The 22,318-nt window shown below is 44.8% G+C and carries 19 protein-coding genes; 10 read left to right on the plus strand and 9 right to left on the minus strand.

Annotation, left to right across the window (positions count from 1 at the left end; genetic code table 11):
* The first annotated feature begins 31 nt into the window (after positions 1-31).
* The 3 genes from DW033_RS19015 (at position 32) to DW033_RS19025 (ending at position 3,859) form a co-directional block, all read left to right on the plus strand.
* Complete coding sequence (locus tag DW033_RS19015) at positions 32-1,090, plus strand: DUF4621 domain-containing protein (RefSeq protein WP_122383029.1); 1,059 nt, start codon at positions 32-34, stop codon at positions 1,088-1,090.
* A 36-nt stretch (positions 1,091-1,126) separates the two neighbouring features.
* Positions 1,127-2,533 carry a DUF5723 family protein gene (locus DW033_RS19020; protein ID WP_005862097.1) on the plus strand — a complete coding sequence of 469 codons (1,407 nt, stop codon included), beginning with the start codon at positions 1,127-1,129 and terminating at the stop codon, positions 2,531-2,533.
* Between the two features lie 141 nt (positions 2,534-2,674).
* On the plus strand, positions 2,675-3,859 hold the full coding sequence (locus DW033_RS19025) for a glycosyltransferase family 87 protein (RefSeq protein ID WP_005862099.1): 1,185 nt from the start codon (positions 2,675-2,677) through the stop codon (positions 3,857-3,859).
* A gap of 90 nt (positions 3,860-3,949) precedes the next feature.
* On the opposite strand, the gene DW033_RS19030 is transcribed toward DW033_RS19025, so the two are convergent.
* From DW033_RS19030 to yaaA, 3 genes are all read right to left on the minus strand, one after another.
* On the minus strand, positions 3,950-7,192 hold the full coding sequence (locus tag DW033_RS19030; protein ID WP_122383030.1) for a S41 family peptidase: 3,243 nt from the start codon (positions 7,190-7,192) through the stop codon (positions 3,950-3,952).
* A gap of 85 nt (positions 7,193-7,277) precedes the next feature.
* A complete protein-coding gene (locus tag DW033_RS19035) occupies positions 7,278-8,348 on the minus strand; it encodes a 6-bladed beta-propeller (RefSeq protein ID WP_005862103.1) in 1,071 nt (356 codons plus the stop codon).
* A gap of 97 nt (positions 8,349-8,445) precedes the next feature.
* Positions 8,446-9,210, minus strand: coding sequence for a peroxide stress protein YaaA (gene yaaA, locus DW033_RS19040; RefSeq protein WP_122383031.1), 765 nt, complete (start codon positions 9,208-9,210; stop codon positions 8,446-8,448).
* Between the two features lie 151 nt (positions 9,211-9,361).
* Between yaaA and DW033_RS19045 the strand changes: the two genes are divergently transcribed.
* Together DW033_RS19045 and clpB are read left to right on the plus strand one after the other, a co-directional pair.
* Positions 9,362-9,994 (plus strand): DUF4858 domain-containing protein, encoded by a 633-nt coding sequence (locus tag DW033_RS19045; protein ID WP_008778334.1) that lies wholly within the window; start codon positions 9,362-9,364, stop codon positions 9,992-9,994.
* 340 nt (positions 9,995-10,334) lie between these two features.
* Positions 10,335-12,923: an ATP-dependent chaperone ClpB gene (gene clpB, locus DW033_RS19055; RefSeq protein ID WP_122143786.1), complete on the plus strand. Its 2,589-nt coding sequence runs from the start codon at positions 10,335-10,337 to the stop codon at positions 12,921-12,923.
* A gap of 122 nt (positions 12,924-13,045) precedes the next feature.
* Here the strand turns inward: clpB and DW033_RS19060 are convergent, their stop codons facing one another.
* Positions 13,046-14,128: a HAMP domain-containing sensor histidine kinase gene (locus DW033_RS19060; RefSeq protein WP_229040537.1), complete on the minus strand. Its 1,083-nt coding sequence runs from the start codon at positions 14,126-14,128 to the stop codon at positions 13,046-13,048.
* 430 nt (positions 14,129-14,558) lie between these two features.
* Between DW033_RS19060 and DW033_RS19065 the strand changes: the two genes are divergently transcribed.
* The 5 genes from DW033_RS19065 to DW033_RS19085 all read left to right on the plus strand — a co-directional run bounded on the left by DW033_RS19065 (position 14,559) and on the right by DW033_RS19085 (position 18,187).
* Positions 14,559-14,882 (plus strand): hypothetical protein, encoded by a 324-nt coding sequence (locus tag DW033_RS19065; RefSeq protein WP_005856696.1) that lies wholly within the window; start codon positions 14,559-14,561, stop codon positions 14,880-14,882.
* 46 nt (positions 14,883-14,928) lie between these two features.
* Positions 14,929-15,609, plus strand: coding sequence for an OmpA family protein (locus tag DW033_RS19070; RefSeq protein ID WP_005856698.1), 681 nt, complete (start codon positions 14,929-14,931; stop codon positions 15,607-15,609).
* 106 nt (positions 15,610-15,715) lie between these two features.
* A complete protein-coding gene (locus DW033_RS19075; protein WP_005856700.1) occupies positions 15,716-16,777 on the plus strand; it encodes an endonuclease/exonuclease/phosphatase family protein in 1,062 nt (353 codons plus the stop codon).
* Between the two features lie 108 nt (positions 16,778-16,885).
* The gene (locus DW033_RS19080; RefSeq protein WP_005862113.1) at positions 16,886-17,536 is read left to right on the plus strand and encodes a DUF4136 domain-containing protein; all 651 of its coding nucleotides are present in this window, start codon (positions 16,886-16,888) and stop codon (positions 17,534-17,536) included.
* A 30-nt stretch (positions 17,537-17,566) separates the two neighbouring features.
* Positions 17,567-18,187: an outer membrane beta-barrel protein gene (locus DW033_RS19085; RefSeq protein ID WP_005862115.1), complete on the plus strand. Its 621-nt coding sequence runs from the start codon at positions 17,567-17,569 to the stop codon at positions 18,185-18,187.
* Positions 18,188-18,265: 78 nt separating this feature from the next.
* Here DW033_RS19085 and DW033_RS19090 read toward each other — a convergent pair whose 3' ends face one another.
* The 5 genes from DW033_RS19090 to DW033_RS19110 all read right to left on the minus strand — a co-directional run bounded on the left by DW033_RS19090 (position 18,266) and on the right by DW033_RS19110 (position 22,305).
* Complete coding sequence (locus DW033_RS19090; RefSeq protein ID WP_005862117.1) at positions 18,266-18,892, minus strand: hypothetical protein; 627 nt, start codon at positions 18,890-18,892, stop codon at positions 18,266-18,268.
* The gene (locus DW033_RS19095) at positions 18,873-19,679 is read right to left on the minus strand and encodes a metallophosphoesterase (RefSeq protein ID WP_087342825.1); all 807 of its coding nucleotides are present in this window, start codon (positions 19,677-19,679) and stop codon (positions 18,873-18,875) included. The genes DW033_RS19090 and DW033_RS19095 overlap by 20 nt, the downstream gene beginning before the upstream one ends.
* A 90-nt stretch (positions 19,680-19,769) precedes the next feature.
* The gene (locus tag DW033_RS19100; RefSeq protein ID WP_008778335.1) at positions 19,770-20,492 is read right to left on the minus strand and encodes an HAD family hydrolase; all 723 of its coding nucleotides are present in this window, start codon (positions 20,490-20,492) and stop codon (positions 19,770-19,772) included.
* A 22-nt stretch (positions 20,493-20,514) separates the two neighbouring features.
* Positions 20,515-21,420 (minus strand): CDP-alcohol phosphatidyltransferase family protein, encoded by a 906-nt coding sequence (locus DW033_RS19105; protein WP_048927346.1) that lies wholly within the window; start codon positions 21,418-21,420, stop codon positions 20,515-20,517.
* Positions 21,421-21,441: 21 nt separating this feature from the next.
* The gene (locus tag DW033_RS19110; protein ID WP_022192123.1) at positions 21,442-22,305 is read right to left on the minus strand and encodes a hypothetical protein; all 864 of its coding nucleotides are present in this window, start codon (positions 22,303-22,305) and stop codon (positions 21,442-21,444) included.
* Between the last annotated feature and the right edge of the window lie 13 nt (positions 22,306-22,318).

Genomic DNA, 22,318 nt, shown 5'->3' on the forward strand with positions numbered 1-22,318 from the left:
AGGGTCATAATTTTGATAAAAATAACTTTATATGAAAAACAAACATTTAGTGATGCTATTGCTATCATCTTGCTGTTTAGCGGCATGTGTGGATAGTAAGTATGATTTAAGCGATGTCAATACGGACGATGCGGTAATGGGTGAGTCTTGGATAGCTCCCCTCGGTACGGGTTATGTAACGTCGGATGACGTTGTGAATGTAGAGAAAGTCCCTTCCATTCGGGAAGTCGACGGGGCTTACGTCATGATCTATGATGGAGAGATGAAGATTAAGGGGAAAAGCTTACGGGCCGCCTCTGATAAAGTGGAGATCGCCTCGGAAGATATAACGACTGGGGATATCGATGGCTTGTTCGATGGCGATTTCGTTTTGGCGTTAACGAACCCCCACATTACGTTAAAGTCGAATGTAAAGAATGCCTCTTTGGATTGTAGCTTGTCTATCGAGGCTGAGAACGCAAGTAAAAAGGAGGCTACTTCCTCTGATTTTACCTTGTCAACGGTGTCTCCTAATATTTGGATCGGCCCTCTTGATCCGAAGACGGATGCTTTTAAGTTTGTCAAGAACGAGAAGTTACCGGGAATCGTACAGATTGTTCCTCAAAAAATACATTTGTCTTTGTCCGCTGATAGCAAACAATGGGCGAACGCTCCTGCGGATGCCTTGAGTGAGTTACGTTATGCGGTAGAGCTTCCGTTGACTCCGGCACCGGAATTTAGCGCCGTATCCGTCGAGCGGATCGAGGACGCTTTTGATGAGGATTTCGTAGACTATATTTTCTCGGACGGAAGCGCGAGGATCTATGGAGAGGTTACGAACGAGATGCCGTTCGATATGTCTATCGAGATGGTGATCATGGATGAGAACAATGTACCGGTAGATATCCAATTTCCGGCGCAAGAGGTAAAAGGACAATCCGGAGAGGTTGTCTTCGAGATCACGAAGGAGGATATGCCGAAAATGAAGGACGCACGTCATATAGACCTGAATTTACATTTAACGGGTAGAGATCAAAGCGAGGCTTTGAAGAAAGGCCAGAAAACGACCTTCAACTTGAAACTCAAGAAAGAAGGCGGAATTTCTATTTGATCCCAGTACTAACCATTTAAATTACGAAAAAGAAAGATGAATACTATATATAATATGTATAAGAGAGGTCTGTGCGCTTTATGTTTATTGACCACTGTGGGGATGTCGGTATCCGCCCAGCAAATACGAACTTCTTACTTCATGCAATCCTCTACGGCACGCACGACAATGAATCCGGCGTATCGTCCCGAGAGAGGCTATGTCTCCATTCCGGTATTAGGCGCGGTTGGCGCTTCGTATGGTACGAACGGAATAGCTGTGGATAATTTTATTTATCCGAAGAATGGTGAGACCGTTACGTTCATGGATAACTCCGTGAATACCGAGTCTTTCCTGAATGGCTTGAAGGATGAGAATCAGGTAAACATGGATTTTGGCACGCAGGTTCTATCCGGTGGCTGGTACGCCGGCAAGGGATTCTGGACGGTTGATGTTTCTATCAAGGGCTTGGCGAATATTCGTGCTCCGAAGACATTGTTCGAGTTCATGAAAAAGGGTAATGGATCTCAGAGTACCTATGATATTCGTAATATCAGGGCGTACGCCGAGGCTTATTTGGAGACAGGTGTAGGATATTCTCGTCCTATCACGGATAAGTTGACAGTCGGAGGTAAGGTTAAATTGTTATGGGGCGTAGGTTCTATGGACGCTACGATCGATCAGATGCATGCTGAGATGGGAGAGACTAGCTGGAAAGTTACCTCTACCGGTACATTGCAGACGAATATGAAAGGCTTGGTTCCGGAAATGGAAGTAGACGAGCAAGGCCGTGATTATTATAATAGCTTTGATTTCGATTCTCCGGGTCTTAGCGGTTTCGGTATGGGAGTGGACTTGGGTGCTACGTACCAATTGACCGAGAATATCATGTTATCCGCCGCTGTCCTTGATTTAGGTTTTATCAGCTGGAGCAAGGGAGGTAGCACGCTAGGTAAGTTGGATGGAACTTTCGACTTTAACGGCTTTGATCTGGCTATTGGCGAGAATAACGGTGATATACCGAGCATGGGCGATCAGTTTGACGCTATCAAGGAAGATTTCGAGAACTTGCTTCATTTCAAGAAAGAGGGTGAGTCCGGAAGCACTACCCGTCTTCGTTCGACAATCAATATCGGTGGCGAGTACCGTTTACTGGAAAACAAGTTAGGTATCGGTTTATTGTCGAGCACTCGTCTTTATTCCCCGAAAGCCTATACGGAACTGACATTGTCCGGTAATTACCGTCCGGTGAAATGGTTTGAGGCTACGCTGAGCTACTCATTTATCCATAGTAAGTTCAAGACGTATGGTATCGCCTTGAATTTCTCACCGTCTTGGATCAATTTCTTTATCGGATCGGATTATATGTTGACAAAGGTAACTCCACAATGCTTACCGGTCAGCGGTAACGCCATGAATCTTTACATGGGAGTAAGTGTTCCTTTGAAATCATTCGCTAATTAATAGGGAATACTCAGAATAGAGTCTGTATCATAAAGGAAAAGGCTGTCCGGGTTATATACCCAGACAGTCTTTTCTTTTTTATTAGGCTCGTTTTATTAGGTTTTTTATCTTTGTGGACTGATTGAAAGGAAGAAATTGGATATGAGATTAAAGACTTTAGCCACCCATCCGGTATGGAGAGAGCCCCGGACTGTATTCGGGGTATGGATGCTAACAGGTGTTATTTTTGCTATTGTCAAGTTGTTGATCGGGAAATATAATAATTATAAGATATTTGAAGGAGTCTACTGGCATGCTATCGAAGGCTTAACCTTATATGGGGATCATTATCCGGAATATTATGATTCAAACCATTATGGAGTCTTATTCAGTCTTATCATAGCTCCTTTCGCCCTGTTACCGGAATGGCTGGGTATGATCTTATGGATAGCGGGGAATACCGCCCTATTATTTTATGCGATTAGCCGATTGCCATTGTCGAGTACCCCCAAAATCATTATTTATTGGTATTCGTATTGTGAGTTGATGACGGCTCAAGGAGTACAGCAATTCAATATATCAGTAGCGGCCTTTATCTTATTATCATTTGTCTTGATACTGGAGAAAAAGGATTTCTGGGCGGCAGGCATTATTATGCTCGGAACATTTATCAAGATTTATCCAATCGTGGGATTGGCGTTCTTTTTCTTCTCAAGGCAGAAAGTGAGATTATTAGTCTCTTGTCTTTTCTGGGGATTGGTTTGCTTTGTGATCCCGGTGCTTTATACACCGGGGTTTGAGTATGTGATCTCTCAGTATATAGATTGGTTTGAGCGATTGAAGGTGAAAAATATGTTGAATATGTTCGCTGATCCGCAAAATATATCATTATTAGGAGTGGTTCGAAAGATATCCGGGAATGCGGAGTATAGCGATATGTGGCTTATCATACCGGGCTTGATTTTATTCTGCATTCCATATTTGAGGATCTCTCAATATAAATATCTGGCTTTTCGCTTTATGCTGTTGGCTAATGTTTTATTGTTTGTCGTATTATTCAGTACGGGAAGCGAGGCGAGTGGGTATATCATAGCGATGATAGGAGCCGCTATCTGGTATATATGCAGTGTATCGCCCCATAAGAAATATACTTATTGGCTTTGGATAGCTACCTTGGTGATTGTTGGCTTATCCACTACAGAGCTGGTTCCATCTATTGTCCGGAATGGACTGATCCGTCCGTATGTGATAAAAGCTTGGCCTTGCATTGTGGTGTGGCTGACCATTTGCTATGAGATGTGTTTCTTGGATTTTAGTCATTCTCCCTATAAGCATATCACGACTTAGGCAGAGTGAATATCGCCTGTTTTTTAATAGAAGGTTACATAATAAAACGAGACTACTCCCGACAAGCGATGAGAGTAGTCTCGTTTTAAACTACTTTTTATCGATCTCTTTCAGTAATTCTTGTACCGCTGTTCTCAATTGCGTATCTTCCCCTTTGACAACAGTTTCCGGAGAATTAGCGACTTTAACATCCGGTTCCAGCTGTGTGTTCTCTAAGTAACTACCGTCCGACAGGCGATAACCGGTAATAGGTGTGCCGAATACCAGCGTCGGATCTTGCAGGGTTTCCCAAGAGACGGTAGTCATTGTTCCCGGTACGGGCATACCAACTAAACGTCCGATGTGTTGATGCTTATAAACCCACGGGGTTCCATGTGCGTTACTATAATTAGCCTCGCATTGGAGCATGATGGAAGGTTTATTCCAGCGGCGGCTAGGCATATCGCAAGCCTCCCGGCCACGTGTCACTTGGGTGAGGTATTTCTCTCCGCTGAACAAGATCTCGATATCCTCATGCAAACGTCCACCACCATTGAAACGGGTATCAATGACGATGCCCTCCCGGTCGTTATATTTACCTAGGATATCGGAGTAGACAGAGCGGAAACTAGGGTCTCCCATGGATTGGATATGGACGTATCCCAATCGTCCGTTCGACCATTTATCCACGTCGGCGGCACGTTGTTTCACCCAGCGAGTATAAAGCAAGTTATTTAACTCACCGTTACTGATAGGCAAGACTACCTCTTCCCAGCGTTCTTTGGTTTGTGGATCGTAGAGGGAAACCAAGGTCTTCTTTTTGGCCTTATTGTTTAATAGCTTGGAGTAATCCATATCCGGGGTTATTTCTTGTCCGTCTATTTTCTCCATGACGGTACCGGCTTTTACCTTGGAACGTGCGTGATCGAATGGGCCTTTTTCCACTACCTCAGCGATTAATAAACCTTTGCCGCTATGGTTCCAATCGAAAAGTAGGCCTAGGTTGGCGGTAATATTGCCGCTTGTTTGCGGACGGAAGCGTCCTCCGGTGTGGGAGACGTTGAGTTCTCCCAGATATTCGCTTAGCAACTCCGCGAAGTCATAGTTGTTATTGATATGTGGCAAGAACTTACGGTAGGCGGCTGTCATAGCGTCCCAATTTACGCCGTGCATATTCACGTTGTAGAACCGTTTTTGCTCTTGTTTATAGACATGGTCGAACATATACTCACGCTCGGCGGCCAAGTCCATTTTTAAGTTCGCTTGGTAATGAATCGGTGTTAGTTTCTCCGATCCCATATCCATTTTTTGCATGGAATTACTACCCAACAAGAACAGGTTCTTACCTTCCTTATCCATTTCCATGTTCGCCCATCCGGTATTCATCTTGTGGAGTAGCTTGGTCTCTTTCTTGCGCAAGTCCATTTTCCACAGGTCGTATTTGTCTTCGAAAGCCGAGAAATAATATAAGGTCTCGCCATTCTTCGAGATGACGGCACTACCCATTTCGGAGGAATTAGGAGTAAGACGTAGGATACGATCTTGGATTCCTTTCAGTTCCACTACGATATCCTTGGGCTTTTTGTCTTTCTTTTCATCGGCTTTATCTTCTTTTTTCTTGTCGTCGATTTTGTCCCCGGTTACCTCTTTCTGCTCCTTTTCCAGTTCCTTTTGCAACTCATAATCCTCTTTGCTCAAGCGGAATTTATCATAAGCGTCTTGATTCATGAATACCAGCATGGCATCATTCAAGGAGCCCCATGAAGCATGCGCACGCATTCCATAACGCTCGGTGGTGAATAAGATGGCGTTTCCATCCAGTACCCATTGTGGGGAGGTGCTGGTGTAACCGCTATTGGTCAGGTTGGTAATCTCCCCGCCTTGCGCGCTAACCAAGCCGATGTCCGAATAAGGATCGTGCTTGTTTCCGATAAACCGGAGCGTGAACCATTTACCGTCCGGCGACCATGAGTAATCGAAACCGCCGGCTGTACTATACCATGTGGAGCCATCCGTGACTTGGCGTACTTTCTTCGTCTCAAGGTTGACTACCATCAGCCGCATACGATCTTCTATGAAAGCGAGTTCCTTAGCATCCGGCGAGAATTGAGGATAATTACGCTCTACGGTCTTAGAAGGCAGGAGAACTTCCTCTTCGATAATCGTCGCGTTCGGGAAATTAGCTTCTTCCTTACGGGCGATCTTAGCCAAGTAAAGTTGCCAATTACCACCACGCTCGCTGGCATAAGCCAAGGTACGGTTATCCGGCGAGAAGCATACGCCTGTTTCGGCGGCCGGGGTATTGGTGATTTGTTTGGTCGTGTTGTAATCGGCCGAGGTGACGAATACCTCGCCTCTTAGGGTTAAGGCGATCTGCTTGCCATCGGGGGATACGGTGGCAGAGGTAGCTCCTTTGCTGGAATTCAGATCGCTGATTTGCTCTTGATCGTCACGGATCAAATCAATCCGCACTTTCTGCGGATTGACTCCCGGACGTTGTGTATAGATCTCGCCATCGTATGTGTAGCATAATGTATTGTCGCTACTTGTAGAGAGGAAACGTACGGGATGCGTCTTGAACTTAGTAACCGCCGTTATAGATTGTGGGGTGTTGAGAGGGAATGAATATACATTGAAAGACCCTCCGTTGCGTTCGCTCAGAAAGTAAACCGTCTGTCCATCCGGGGTAAATACGGCGTTGCGGTCTTCTCCCGCATGGTCGGTCAAATTGGTATGTTTTCCAGTTTGCGTATCGTACATCCATATATCCCGGGTGACGGACGAGGTATGATGTTTACGCCATTCATCCTCGAAGCCCTTACGGTCTTGGTATAAGAATGTCTTTCCGGATTTATCGAAGCAAACCATCTCGGCGGGTGTTCCCAATACTTGCTCCGTACGTCCGCCACCGATCGGCACTTTATAAAGTTCCGTCATGGCCGAGGTCGGGAATAAGGCGCTCTGGGCGGGATCTTGTATGGATGCGGAGAAGAGTACGTATTTACCGTCGGGAGTAAAGGCCGATGGAATCTCGGAGGCGGAATGAGTGGTGAGGCACTGTGCCGTTCCACCGTTGGAGGGCATTACGAATAAATCGAAATTGCCGTTACGATCGCTGGCGAAAGCGATTTGTTTTCCGTCCGGAGACCAGATTGGCGTGCATTCATACGATGCTTGGGTGGTAAGTTGTGTCGCTGTTCCTCCTTTGGCCGGTACTTTATAGATATCTCCTTTGTAACAAAACGCGATCTCTGTTCCATCAGGAGAAATTTGTACATCACGCATCCACAAAGGGGTTACAGCGTAGCTGGTAGTCGCAAAGCCCAAGGCAATGCAGGTTAAAAGTTTTTTCATGTACTTAATGCTTTTTTAGAATGGTACGAAGATACATATTATTTTGTACCCATCAGTCTGCTCTCTATTGAAATATTAACTGGATTTACCCTTTCAATTTCACGATAAATAACACGAGGCTTTCCCCTTGGGCCTGTGCGGGGAAAGTATTTCGCAGATCCTCTCCGGATTTGCTGAAACAATAGGAATGGCAATAGGGATCGATAGGGTCCATTCGTCGCACATTACCGGTTTGATAAAAATTATCTTTTAATCCTTCTTTTACCTGCCAGCATTCTTCCTTCTCCGTATCATAACAGAAGGTGTAATTTCTGGACTCATCCTCTGCGTTATAGTAAGTAGATACCCAGAAACGGCTACCCATGCGGATCGGTAGCAAAGGGAGTGTATTCTTTCCGGCAAGGTTCTCCAAGGCTTGGCTTTGCCGCTTTTGCTTAATATATAAAGTGTCCCGTAATAAGTTCCCGGGTTGATAGGAGGGGGCGTAGGCATAAACCGTTCCGCTTCCGGGCTCCACGGCTACTTCCGGGGCGAGACAACCGATCGGGCATGCGGAACGTTCCAGATCGACCGGACGGATCGTATGAGATTGTAATTTATGGAAAGAGGAATCGTATTCAACGATCTGTTTCTCAATCGTAGCGGTTTGCCCTGCCGTATCCCCATGAACACATTCCTCGGTGGTAAATATCCGGTTATTGTGCATGGATATGGATAGCATATGCCTATTCTCCGGAAGGTCGCATTTCAGTTTCTTGCGGGTAAGGAGATCACCATTGAATGAGTAATAGAAAATATCGTCCGTGTTTCCAAGTACGATCAGCTGCTGGTTGGCCGGGTTCACTACATACCCCGCTACCCGTATGTCATCCGGATGGGTGATGCGACAGATAAATTCTCCCTTGCGATTGAAACGGTAAAGCGTCTCATTGCTGATAAGGAATAGGTTGTCTCCCTCTTGACGGATATACTTGGCCTCCTTGATCGAATGCGTCCCTGAGTCCTGTAATGGAATGGCGATTACCTCATCCGCGATGTCAGACAAGGCTCCGGTAGGGTTGCTCCGGATCGATTCATTCGAGATTAACAGGTTATAGGCTTGCTTTCCGCAAACCAATAGAACAAGTAGTAATAAATATGTAAAGGTTCTTTTCATATCACCGCTAAATTAAAGAAGGATAAACCTTTTTATGATTTTTACGAATTGTTCTTATAAAACGTAGATCATCTGATTTTATTGGATAAGCCTAGAATTATTCTTGTAGAAATACCCAATTATCCCCCTCGGACATGGATTCTTTATAGGAAAAGCCTTCCCATGTGAATGCTTTTAATGTCTCCGGGTCAGAAATCCGGTTCTTTATGAGATAGCGGCTCATTTGTCCCCGGCACATCTTGGCGTAGATCACGATCGTCTCCGCTTTGCCGTTCTTCCAGATCTTGAACTCGGGCGTGATGATCCGGACGGATCGCTCCACCTCCTTCCACTGGAAAGAGGGTTGGATATCCAAGCTGGCTAGATTCAGTAGGATTCCGTCTCCCTGTCGGACGTCATGGATTAATATATTTGTTTGCCTGTCCTTCCAGAAGGTGTACATATTCCCGTCGCCTAGTTCCGGGATTTTTACGTCGAACTCCATCCGGTAAGGCTTGATAAGGTCTAATGGGCGAAGTAACCCGTAGCATCCCGATACGAAACGCATATGTTCTTGCGAGAAAAGAAAATCCTCCTCCGTGAAGTCTTTCGGGCTGATATTCTTGAATACGACACCGGTATAGGCGAGTATCGCTTGCAAGGGCTGGTTGTTTTCCGCATGAAAATCTTGGTATCTGCGGTAACATTCCGCCGCCAGTTTCGGGCTGAGCTTGAGGATACGACTTAATTCGTCAATGGGAAATTGGGTCATATTCAGGGCGATCTCGTTCGCCTCTTGCTGGAAACGTGGAGTCGTGCCTTGCGGCGCTTTTATCTTGGATGTCCCGGTCATTGTCTTAGCCGGAGATAATAATATCAACATATCTATATTGGATTTGGATTGATCGCATAAAGGTAATCCATATTAAGATTCAAATAGGGTATAAGCATCCCAATAAATCTTAAAGTATCTCGACTCGAATGAGGGTTTTAATGGAGGAATGAGTCTTGGTGATAGAAATGTAATGAGGATTATGAAGATGAGAGACGTGAAGATGCGACCTATATTCCTTTTGATAGTATTCATCCTACCTACGATGGCCCATGCGCAGTGGACGGAACAGGATTCTTTGCGCCTGCAAGAATTTTTATCCGGCAAGGAGGAGATACGTTTGAATCCTGAGTTTCAGAAGGCGATAGAAAGCGGGACTTTTCTACGACCCGATCAACCGGGAACCCATATGTTATCCTCACCAAGTGAGTTGCCGATTACGAAAGACTTCTCGGAATATGTACAGTTAGATACTTTACGTAGGTTGACCAATTATGATTCGATTACCCCAGTCCTATTCATGCTGCTGAATTTTAAGTCACCTTCCCGTTCATTGGCCATACAGAAGCAAGCGCACACGATTAGGCTCCCTAAGAATCAGGATTGGAAAGAGTTTAAGGTAGGTAAGGTTCCTATGGCTGCCAACGTAAAACTGACTAATATATACTCGGATGTCGTGAAGGATGGGCAGCGAAGGGGAGGGGTACTTGCTACCATAAGAGTCTATTTCGACGCAGAGGATTTACTTGAGACTATTTTCTGGAAAAGTGCCCGTGACAAGAAGAGAAACAGGAAACGGGAGAATACGTGGAAGTATTATAATGACTATCCGTAAATTGTTGGATTTATAGGATATAACCACTCGAAAAAAACACGTACGTGAATTTCAAAAAACATGTACGTGTTTCCGGAAAAACTCGTACGTGTTTTTTTGAGAACATTGACTGTTTTTACCTAGATACTGTGCGTTTACTATCAAAACCTTTTTCTCTCTCTTTTGTTCTTTCTGAAAAGATACGTCCGAATGACATCCGAAATGGACGGTTTGACGGGGAGTTCTCTATTCTGTTTTATAATATTAAGACAAAATGTCATATTTTCGTTTTGGTATTTCTTTTGTAAGGATATAAGTGTAAAATAAATTAGAAAAGAATATAAGAAAGGAGCTTAAATATATGAATTTAAACAATTTTACAATCAAGGCGCAGGAGGCTGTTCAACAAGCCGTACAGTTGGTTACCAAAAATAACCAACAGGTTATCGAACCTGTTCACTTGTTGAAAGCTGTCATTATGACGGGTGAGAGTGTTACTAATTTTATCTTTCAGAAATTAGGGGTAAACGCTCAAAACCTGAATATGGTACTGGATCGCCAAATCGAATCTTATCCTAAGGTTTCGGGAGGCGAACCCTATCTCTCTAGCGAGTCGAACGCTGTCTTACAGAAGGCGATCGATTATTCCTCTAAGATGGGGGATCAATATGTATCGTTGGAGCCGATCATCTTGGCGTTGTTCACGGAAAAGAGCACCGCTTCACAGATATTGAAAGACGCCGGCGTGACAGAGAAAGAGTTACGTCAAGCGATCGAGGAATTGCGTAAAGGAAATAAGGTGACAAGCCAATCCGCCGAGGAGACGTACGATGCCTTAGGAAAATACGCCATCAATTTGAACGAGCGTGCCCGTAGCGGTAAACTGGACCCCGTGATCGGACGTGACGAGGAGATCCGCCGTGTCTTGCAGATCTTGAGCCGCCGTACGAAGAACAATCCGATCTTGATCGGTGAGCCGGGTGTAGGTAAGACTGCTATCGCTGAGGGGTTGGCCCATCGTATCGTTCGGGGTGACGTTCCCGAGAACTTGAAGTCTAAACAGATCTTCTCGTTGGATATGGGCGCGTTGATCGCCGGAGCTAAATATAAAGGCGAGTTCGAGGAACGTTTGAAAGCGGTGGTGAACGAGGTTACGAAATCCGAGGGTGAGATCATCCTCTTTATCGATGAGATCCATACCTTGGTAGGAGCCGGTAAAGGCGAAGGCGCCATGGATGCAGCTAACATCTTGAAACCGGCCTTGGCTCGTGGTGAGCTACGTTCGATCGGTGCCACGACGTTGGATGAGTATCAGAAGTATTTTGAGAAGGATAAGGCGCTTGAGCGTCGGTTCCAGACCGTTATCGTAGACGAGCCGAGTGAGTTGGATACGATCTCCATCCTTCGTGGTCTGAAGGAGAAATACGAGAATCACCATAAGGTACGTATCAAGGATGATGCGATTATCTCTTCCGTGCAGTTGTCTACCCGTTATATCACGGATCGTTTCTTGCCGGATAAGGCGATCGATTTGATGGATGAGGCCGCCGCCCGTCTGCGTTTGCAGATCGATTCCGTACCGGAGTCGTTGGATGAGGTTTCCCGGCGTATCAAACAGTTAGAGATCGAGCGTGAGGCGATCAAGCGTGAGAACGACAAGTCGAAATTAGAGCTACTGAATAAGGAGATCGCCGACTTGAAGGAGGAGGAGACTAAGCAAAAGGCTCAGTGGCAGAGCGAGAAGGAGCAGATCAATAAGATCCAGCAAAATAAGATCGATATCGAGAACCTAAAGTTTGAGGCTGACAAGGCGGAGCGTGAGGGTGATTACGGCAAGGTCGCTGAGATCCGTTACGGTAAGATCAAGCAAAAGGAAGAGGAGATCAAGGAGGTACAGGCTAAGTTGAAGACGATGCAAGGTGCCGCAGCTATGATCAAGGAGGAAGTGGATAGCGACGATATCGCCGATGTGGTATCCCGTTGGACTGGAATTCCGGTCAGCAAGATGATGCAGAGCGAGAAAGATAAGTTATTACGTCTGGAGTCCGAGCTTCATACCCGTGTGATTGGTCAGGAAGAGGCGATCAACGCTATCGCCGATGCGGTTCGTCGTAGTCGTGCCGGCTTACAGGATCCGAAACGACCGATCGGTTCTTTCATCTTCCTCGGTACTACCGGTGTGGGTAAGACGGAGTTGGCCAAGGCGTTGGCCGAGTATTTGTTCGATGACGAGAATATGATGACCCGTATCGATATGAGTGAGTATCAAGAGAAATTCAGCGCGACTCGTTTGATCGGTGCGCCTCCGGGATATGTGGGTTACGATGAGGGTGGACAGTTGACGGAGGCGATTCGCCGGAAACCTTACTCGGTTGTCTTGTTCGATGAGATCGAAAAGGCGCATCCGGATGTATTCAACATCTTGTTGCAAGTCTTGGATGATGGAAGGCTGACGGATAACAAAGGCCGCGTTGTCAACTTCAAGAACACGATCATTATCATGACAAGTAACCTAGGTTCTTCCTTGATTCGTGAGAACTTCGAGAAGATGACACCCGCCACGCATGACAAGGTGGTAGACGAGACGAAGATCCAAGTACTGGAACTGTTGAAGAAGACGATCCGTCCGGAGTTCTTGAACCGTATCGACGATATCATCATGTTTACTCCGCTGAACGAGGAGGAGATTCGCAAGATCGTATCCTTGCAGTTGAACAGCGTGAAGAAGATGTTGGCTACGAACGGTGTCGCCTTGGACTTCACGAACGAGGCCGTGGACTTTATCGCCGACAAGGGCTTCGATCCTCAATTCGGTGCCCGTCCGGTAAAACGTGTCATTCAGAAGTATGTCTTGAACGAGTTGTCAAAGGCTTTGCTGGGTGGAACGGTAGACCGTAACCGCCCGATCGTGATCGATAGGAAAGACGATGGTCTGGAATTTAAGAACTAAAGTAGACTTGAACGCTTGACGTTAAGCGTGGTGTTTCTATAAAATAATGAAGGTGGAATGATCCTATGTGAATCATTCCGCCTTTTTATTTTTCACTAATAGGTAGATACGGCTTGGTGCGATTATTTCCGGGTGGGAACCGTGCACCAAAATGTAGATCCTTTTCCAACGCTTGACTCCACGCCGATCTCTCCACCTAAATGTTTAATGATTAATTCACAGATAGACAGCCCGAGCCCCGTACCTTGGGTGAAGGAATCTAATTTAGCGAATCGATCGAAAACACGGGAGATATTTTCTTCCGCTATCCCTTTTCCCGTATCGGTAACAAAGAAATAAATATCGTCTTTCCTTATTTCATATCCGATCGTTATCATTCCCTCGAAAGTGTATTTGCAAGCATTATTGATGAAATTAGCCAGTACTTGGGATAAACGGTTTCTCTCAGTATGGATAATGTAGCTTTCCGCAGGCAGTTCCGTGCGGAATTCTACTCCTTCCTTTATCTTGAATCGGTAACTCCGCCATAGGGTTTGTATAAGCTCGTTAATCTCTACTTCCGTATAAAGGAAATCCAATATACCGGCTTCTATTTTTGACATATCGAGTATGTCATTGATTAAATTAAGGAGTAGCTCATTGTTTGCGTGAATGATTTTAGCGAATTCTTTGATCTCCTCTTTATCCTCACTTTCGCTGATAAGGGTCGAGAAACCTACGATCGCATTCAATGGGGTCCGTATCTCATGGCTCATATTGGCGAGGAAAGCACTTGTCAACCGGTTTGATTCTTCCGCCTTCTCACGTAAACGGATCACTTCTTCGGCCATATTTCGTTCGGTGTCAAGAATGTCTTTCTTATGCCGATGTTCCCTCATCGAAAGGAGGATAAGTAGAAAGGCGATAAGGGCTATCGCCACTATCTCGAATGGGGATTCTATCATGAAACTCGGGACTACTACGAGGCTCATTTGCTTAAAGGTAGAAATAGGGTAAAGTTTGGGGTTGATTGTTGACGTGGAATGGCCGTATGCTTGATCGGTTTTAGACAGGAATGATTTGTAGGCACCTTTCATGGAATGTTTAAGATCGCTTGGCGTGATTGGACTGATTACATATGAGGTCTTGAATAAGTAAGCCTTGATAGGCCCGATTTTGCTCCGGAGAGCTCGGGTACTTGTGGTACTTTGTATTTTAGGTTCCATTGTAATCATAATTTAATACATTTACTGAGTTCTAAAAGAACTTGAGTATCAAATGACTATATGTAAATAAATGATGGGGTGTATTTTGATTTTAACACAAATAAGACTGGCTTTAGTGTTTTTTGTGATCCATAAAGATATTGGAAGTCTCTTTGGGGTACTCGGTTGGAAATATATTCTTTCAAAGAAAATATCATGCGGAACAGTAAATTGCCCGGAAGCTATAAAAAATAATAGGTCTATATGATAATCAAGTATTTTTATTACCTTTGCTTCCTATAAAACCTAAGCTCTTTTAGAACTATGTTCAAGTAAGGGCATTTGCTTTTGTTAAGTCACGTCCGTAAATAAGCTTAATTGTTTTTGGGATATAAAATCAAAATATTTCCGTACATTTGCCGCTATTCAAACCAATTAAACAAGATTAATTATGAGCACGAACAATGACGAGCTACTTTATGACGAGGATGATTCCGTAAAATTTATCCAGAATTATCTTCCCCAAGAACTGAAAGGAAAGTTCAGTAATGACGATATCAACTATATCGTAGACTTGATCTACGACTTCTATGAATCTAATGGCATGCTAGATGATGATGGTGACGATGAGATCGAGATCGATGAGGAAGAGGTTGTAAATTATGTAATTAAGAACGCCCAGAAAGACGGCGTAGGCAAATTCGAACCGGAGGAAATCACTTTTATAGTACAAGGAGAACTTGAATATTGCGATTCGATCAACATGTTTGATTGATATTTGTTATATATATAAAGTTGTTTAAGTGAAATTGTAGAAGATGATGAGGAACATTAAATTATTATCTGTTTTACTGCTATGTATGGCAGTGGTGTTTACGAGTTGCGGAACGTGGAATAACACGGCGAAAGGTACGGCGATCGGTGTAGGCGGTGGTGCCGCTGTCGGAGCTGGTGTTGGTGCCTTGGCCGGAAATACCGCATTGGGTGCCGTGATCGGTGCGGCCGTAGGTGGTACAGCCGGTGCGTTAATCGGTAAGAAAATGGATAAGCAGAAGAAGGAGCTGGAAGCTACCCTGCCTGAGGACACGAAGATCGAGAGCGTGAACAATGGTGAGGCCTTGAAGGTTACTTTTGACTCCGGTATCTTGTTTGCCACGAACTCGAGTACGTTGAGCGACGCTTCCAAGAGTGCCTTGCGTAACTTCGCTACCAGTTTGAAGGCCAATCCGGATACGGATATCCGAATCATCGGCTTTACGGATAACACCGGTAAGGTGGATTATAACCAGACCTTGTCCGAGAAACGTGCGAAGAGCGTTTACGATTACCTGATGATGCAGGGGGTAAGTACGGATCGTATGGTTTATGAAGGCAAAGGTATACATGATCCTGTGGCTAGCAATGACACTCCCGAGGGTCGTTCGTTGAACCGTCGTGTTGAGATCGTGATCTTGGCTAATCAGAAGATGATCCAAGAGGCTCAACAAGGAACGCTTCGATAAGTTTTTTAAGCTATCCCTGCCGGAAGCGGACAGGTTATAGTGTATGAATTGGGGGACTGTCTTTTCCGGATAGTCCCTTTTTTGTTTAAATCGCAGGATAGGAAGGATGAAGAAGTTGATATATATTTTATTTGTGTTGATTACGATCGCTTTTGCCGTGGCGGCCATAGCCGGATTCGCTACCGGACGTATGAATCCGGAAGGGAAGGAGTGGATCTCGTTTCCCGGATTGGTGTTATTACCGGTATTGGCGGTCAATCTATGTCTTTTCTTGATGTGGTGTGTCTTTAGGAGCCATTGGTGCTGGGTACCTTTGGCGGCGTTATTGTTGAACTGGGAGTTTTTGATATCGATGTTCCAGATACGGGTCTTCCCTAAAGAGATTCCGATAGGGAAAGAAGCGGTTAAGGTGATTACCTATAACGTGAATAATTTCAATACGGACGGAAAGAAACAGCTTCCTAATATAGCGGATTGGCTGAGAAAGGAGGACCCGGATATCGTTTGCCTCCAAGAATGCCCCGTTGAATCGGCCCTGCGGATGGATTCTGTCGCCAAGACCTTATCGTTCCTACCATATTATTGCTCTACCCGTTCGGCTACGAAAGCGGCGGGCAACGCTATTTTCAGTAAATATCCGATCCTTCGTTTTGAGTCTATCCTATACCCGGAGTCTAGCAATAAATCCTTGTTTGCCGTCATGGATATCCAAGGGGATAGTGTTCGTGTATTTAATAACCATTTCCAAACGACTAGCGTGAATGCCGTAAAGCCTCGTCTTTACCAAGCCCATGCCGAGGGTAAACAATTGGAGGAAACCGAGGCCGCCTTCCATATGGCTTTTCAGATGAAGAAGAATTTCGTGAAACGGGCTACTCAGGCGGATTATATCCGTCAGATGTTGGATGCCGGGGAGGGGCCCGTGATTCTTTGCGGTGATTTTAATGATACACCGGCCTCTTATACGTACCGTACCGTGAAAGGTGATTTAACGGATGGGTTCCGTGACTGTGGCTCCGGTTTCGGGTACACCTTTCGTCAATTAAAGCGTATATTTCGAATTGATTACATAATTTATTCTCCTGATTTTAAGGGTGTAACTTATGATTCTCCTAATTTAGACTACAGTGACCATAAGCCCGTCGTATGGTTAGGATATGTTAATTAACACACCCAAAAGGATAGTTTTAGAACCTTTTTCAACTCATGCTGTTTTAATAGTGACTTATATATAAGCACAAATAATAGTATAAACTGTTTTAAACGTTAAAATGAGATGAAAAAGATTTTTCCTTTTTTTCTGTTAGTTCTTCTGCTGGCTTCTTGCCAAAAGGACCCGGACATGTCGAAATTGGACAATGATTTTCTGGTGTTCACGAATCATGATAAGGACGCGAAATTCGAATCGTTCACTACGTTCTACATTCCGGATAGTGTATTGGTTATCGGCACAAGCGAGAAACCTCAGTTCTGGACAGCCAATGAAGCAGACGATATTATCACTACGTTGGTGAATAATATGGAAAGCCGCGGTTTCAAACGCACGCTAGACAAAGATAACGCCGACTTAGGTCTGCAAGTTTCTTACGTACAAAGTACTCAATATTTCGCTGACTACAACGATGGCTACAACTACCCGTACTGGTGGTGGAACTATCCGGGATATTGGAGTCCGGGTTACTGGGGACCGGGTTGGGGTAATTGGTATTACCCGTATCCTGTAGTGTATAGCTATAGTGTAGGTTCCTTGTTGACTGAGTTAGTGGATTTGGATGCTCCTGCCGCTTCTAAGGCAGACGCTAAACTTCCGGTTCTTTGGACCGCTTACATGAGTGGCTTGTTGTCTGGTTCTGATAAATTCGACACTCAGCTAGCTGTTCGTGCTATCGAGCAAGCATTTGTACAATCTCCGTACGTAAAGAAATAATAATTCGAATGATTAAAAGTTTGAGGTTCTATGAAAAAGATAAATAAATTAATCGCTTTACTCATCGTTTGTATGGCGATGCCTGCTCTGGCTGGCGCCCAGGTTTTGAAAAATGCGTATTTTAATGTAGACTGGCAGATCAACTCTCCGTTCGGTCAAGACTTCTCAAAGAAGACTAGCGGTTGGGGTGCTCACGCTGAGGGTGGTTACTATGTGATTCCTAATTTCGCTATAGGTGCGTTCATCTCTTATCATACAAATAATGAGTATGTGGACCGCCAGACGATTCCGGTAAACTCAACATCCGTAATCACTTCCGATCAACAGCATTCTATCTTCCAGTTGCCTTTTGGCGCGGCTTTCCGTTATAACTTCGCTCCGGAAGGACAATTCCAGCCGTATGTTGGCGCTCAGTTAGGTGCTAGCTATAGTGAGATGTCTACCTACATGAATGTGTTGAAGGTTTACGATCGTAACTGGGGATTCTATGTAGCTCCCGAGATCGGTATGACCGTGTACTTCACACCTCAGAAACAGATCGGCGTACATATGGCCGCTTATTATAACTACGCTACCAACAAGGGGGATGTCCTCAGCTATCATATCGATGGTTTGAATAACTGGGGTATCCGCTTAGGTCTAGCGTTCTGATAGACAACGTTTGTTCTTTTAAGTGTTTTATGTAGTTTAGGGAAACGGAGGGCAGTGAATGTCTTCCGTTTCTTGCTTTTATAGGATCTGTAGTTTCACCCCGAATGAAAGGCTTAAATAATCTTTTGGCTTCAAGTAGCTGTTGCCGATAGCGTTTATTATATACAAATCGCAAGTGCTCAACTCATAGAAGAAGCTGATGGATTTATGCCAGCTACTATTTGGATTCAGTTTGAGTGTGATCCGCTCCCCGATAAAGATATGGTTACGGATGCGGGTGGAGAACCAATAATATCCCGGGGGATACTTATTCGGTTGCTTGGCCCAGAAATCCCGGTCAAATAGGAAATTTACGTAGATACCGCAACAAAGAGGCTCGAAAGATACTTTTTCTCCCAGATCGATATTCCAAGGAAAATAGTTTTGTTTCAAGGTGAAAGTCACGTTTGCGTGATCATTTGCGTTGCGGGGGACGATACCCAGCAACATATCCGTTTCCCAATGATTCCGGTAATAATTCCAACCGGTACCCACGGATAGCATCGCCATGGAACCTGCGAATTGTACTTTTGTATAGCGGGGAATGACCCGTTGCCATGCGTTCTCGTACCGTTGCACTCGTTTCGTGTATTTATCCTCTTGCGCATGGAGTGTAAGGGGAAAGACACAAGTTAAGAGGAGAAGCTTAAAAATTGACCACTTCATACATATAATCGTCAGGGGTTAAGGTAAAAAGAAGATAACTTCGTTTGGCGATATTGGCGCAACCGTAGTAGATAATACCATCCTCAAACAAATCGGCTGCCGATACGCAATGGTTATGCGCATGCAAGCAGAACATTAAAGATGGTAATGTCTTGATATAAAGTTGGAACACGTCTTTCACGTTATTGTCGAACTGTTCGTTCCCGGGAGGGGCGTGCATGACTACGATCGTGCGTTTATTACGGGTACTATCCGCTATCTCATTCTTTAGGAAATTAAAATCGGGTACCGGATGGGAATAATCATACTCGATAGCGTTCGTATTGAGGCATACGAATTTCACGTCGCTCACGACAAACGAGAAGTTCTCATTCCCAAAGATTTTACGAAATACTTGGTCGCCATTACCGATCACGTCGTGATTACCGATCAACCCTACGTAAGGCACTTTTAGTTTGGACAAGATATCATCGTTCCACTCGAATTCCTTCTTTAAGCCGAACTCCGTATAATCTCCTCCATGGATAATGAAATCGATGCTATCTAATTGATTAACGTACTTGACGAAATCTTCCGTCTCGTTATAACTCCGCTGGGTATCGCCCATAAAAATAAAACGGATCGTGTCTTTCCCTTCGCAGACTTTCTCGATACGCTCGATATTGGTCGGGTTGATCTCCTGGGAAGTATCGGAATCCAGACGGCCGTCATACGGATGATAGTCGATTAAGTCGCAAGCCGTGAGGAGCGTAGCGGCAGAAAGCCATATGTATTTCTTTAAAAACATAGCATCCTAACTTTTTTATATGCAAAGTTAGGATGCTATCAGTACCAAAAAAGGTCATTTCTGAGCTTATACTGGTCTAAAATGTATATTCTATAAAGCGAATACTTGCTTTATTTCCGTGAAGTCAGATAATACGATATCGGCAGTCTCATTTCCTTTATAAGCGCTCCAACCAATACTTTTTAGCCAGATTGTCTGGCATCCGATCCGGGTGGCGGGGACGATATCCTTATCATAGGAATCACCTACGACAACAATCTCGTCGGCGGGAAATCCCAGTTTATCCACTCCTAATCGGAAGATCGCCGGGTCCGGCTTACGGATACCTACGACCGCCGATTCCACGATAGCGCCGAATAAATGATCCAAACCGAAATCTTTCAACACGGATTCTATGTTCCCATAGAAGTTCGATACCAATACCAATGGGTAACGTTCCGCTAATTGCTCCAGAATGGGGCGGGCGCTATCGATTGCCTTCCGGGCGTATTCGTAACACCAATCCGCTAATTGTTCCGGTAACTCCGGGGTAATCGCCTCGGCGGATAAATGCCCGTTCTCTTTCAGCCATTGGATTTGTAAATCGCTTTTCAAGCGCAACATATCCAAAAACGTATGATGAGGCTTCACGATCGGATTCTTTCCAAGCGTTCTTTCTCCATGTACATAGGCATCACGGAAAACCGCTTTGGATACGGGAACCTTCAAGGCCTCATACGCCATCCAGATCACCTCTGCCCAGTGCATGCCGTTACTGTCTATCGTTCCGCCGTAATCAAAGAGGATTCCTTTTACTTTGTCTAAATTGAACATAATCGAATGGGGTAAAAAAACGTTATAACTGTTTGCTGAAATCTTCACAAATATGCTCATGCTTTTTGATCATATAGAGCAACATCGAGTTTAATACGGTCAGCTCGAATACGAAATACAGCCAAGGCATGTCGATGAAAAGGCTGACAAACAAAGCGATCACCCGGGTATTGAATGATAGCATATTTGTATATTTCATTAATGGCAGGCTCTTTGTTCGAAAAGCCTTACGGAACCATTCCGGCGCTTGTCCGTTGTATTTCTCACGGATGATGTTCATCATGTGTTGGAATTTAGGTGTCCATGCTTCTTGACCTATCGTATAATTAATGTAGAAGGTCTCGAACAATTTATAGATAAAGTCATGTTTCCAACTCATCTTCTTATAATTCTCCTTCAATTGGGGAGAGTGGGAGAGCTCGCTACCCGATTTACCTTTCAAGAACAACAAGTGAATATTGCGATAATAATCCGCCATGGCCGCTTGCTTGCTATGGAAGAATCCCGTCGTAGCCGCCAATAGCCAGATCCATATTCCCCATTCCGGCGTGAGGCGTAAGCAGATTGCCGCATAGATAGCGATAAACCAGAAATCGCCGGCGGCACCGTCCAAGATACGTCCCAAGGCACTTTTCTGTCCGGTCATACGGGCTAATTGTCCGTCTGCGCTATCATACGAGTTTGCCCAGATTAACAGTAACATGCCGATCACGTTGATAGCGAGGCTCTGGAAATAGAAACAGATACCTGCCGCTATGCCGATAAAGATGCTGGCGATCGTGATACTATTGGGCGATACCCCCAATTTATTAAAGAACAAAGCCCATTGGTAGCCAATAGGACGATAGAAATGAATATCGATAAACTCCTCGGTGTCCAAAGATTTTAAGGTTGACTCCAGACTGGGAGTAGACTTAGTCTCACTCATGATTGATTTTGTTAAAACGATTTAGATGTGTTCTCGCATAAGATCCCAGATACGACGTGCGATGTTTGGAGCCGCTTCTTCCCGGCAAGGGGCGAAACTAGGCCAATCGTTGAAATCGATAATCCGCATGACACCATCCTCGGAGACAATGCAATCTCCCCCGTAAATATGTATGTTCAATACCTCCGCAGCCTTGTGGCAAAGCAGACGAAGCTGCGCTTCGTCGAAGGGGATCCCCTTCGCTGTACCATTGATAACTTCTAAGCCAAATTTACTATGATGCATGTTCGATGGATAGAACCAATAAAAGAAATCGGTTCCAGCTACCCCGTAAAATTTCACCAAATCGCCTACCAGATGCTCATTGATTACCGCCGACGGGATACCACGGATAGCGTATTCCTTCAATATGCTTTTCGCCTCTTCCGGGTTTCTTACGTAGGTGACGTCTTCCCGGTGGATGGCGTGGAAATCTCCCCGTTTGATCCAGCAATTAAAGAAACCGGCTTTCTCAAGGGCTTCTGTCGGATCCTCATCTGTCCGTAAGATTAAACTTTCCGGATGGGAGATATGATTGGATAATAGGAGGCGGGTCATTTTCTCACGGGTACAATTCTCGATCCCGTAACCCGAGTTCACCACGAAATAATTTTTATCCTCTAGTTCTTGCAGCTTATGGATGGACTTCCAGTCTCTTACCATATTAAAGATACCCTTTTCCTTCGGGTCTTGTAGCAGCAGATCCGATTCGATATATTCGTTTACATCGCATCCCAATTTTCGTAAATGCTGGGCTGTCAAGGCGAAGATCGCCGCGTCGTTGCCGATATGATTGGGGGAGAATTGATTTCCTCTGCGGATACCTGCTAAAGTTAATTTACTCATTGTTAGACAGTAT

It is taken from the genome of Parabacteroides sp. AF39-10AC (assembly GCF_003635405.1).
Taxonomy (GTDB): domain Bacteria; phylum Bacteroidota; class Bacteroidia; order Bacteroidales; family Tannerellaceae; genus Parabacteroides; species Parabacteroides distasonis.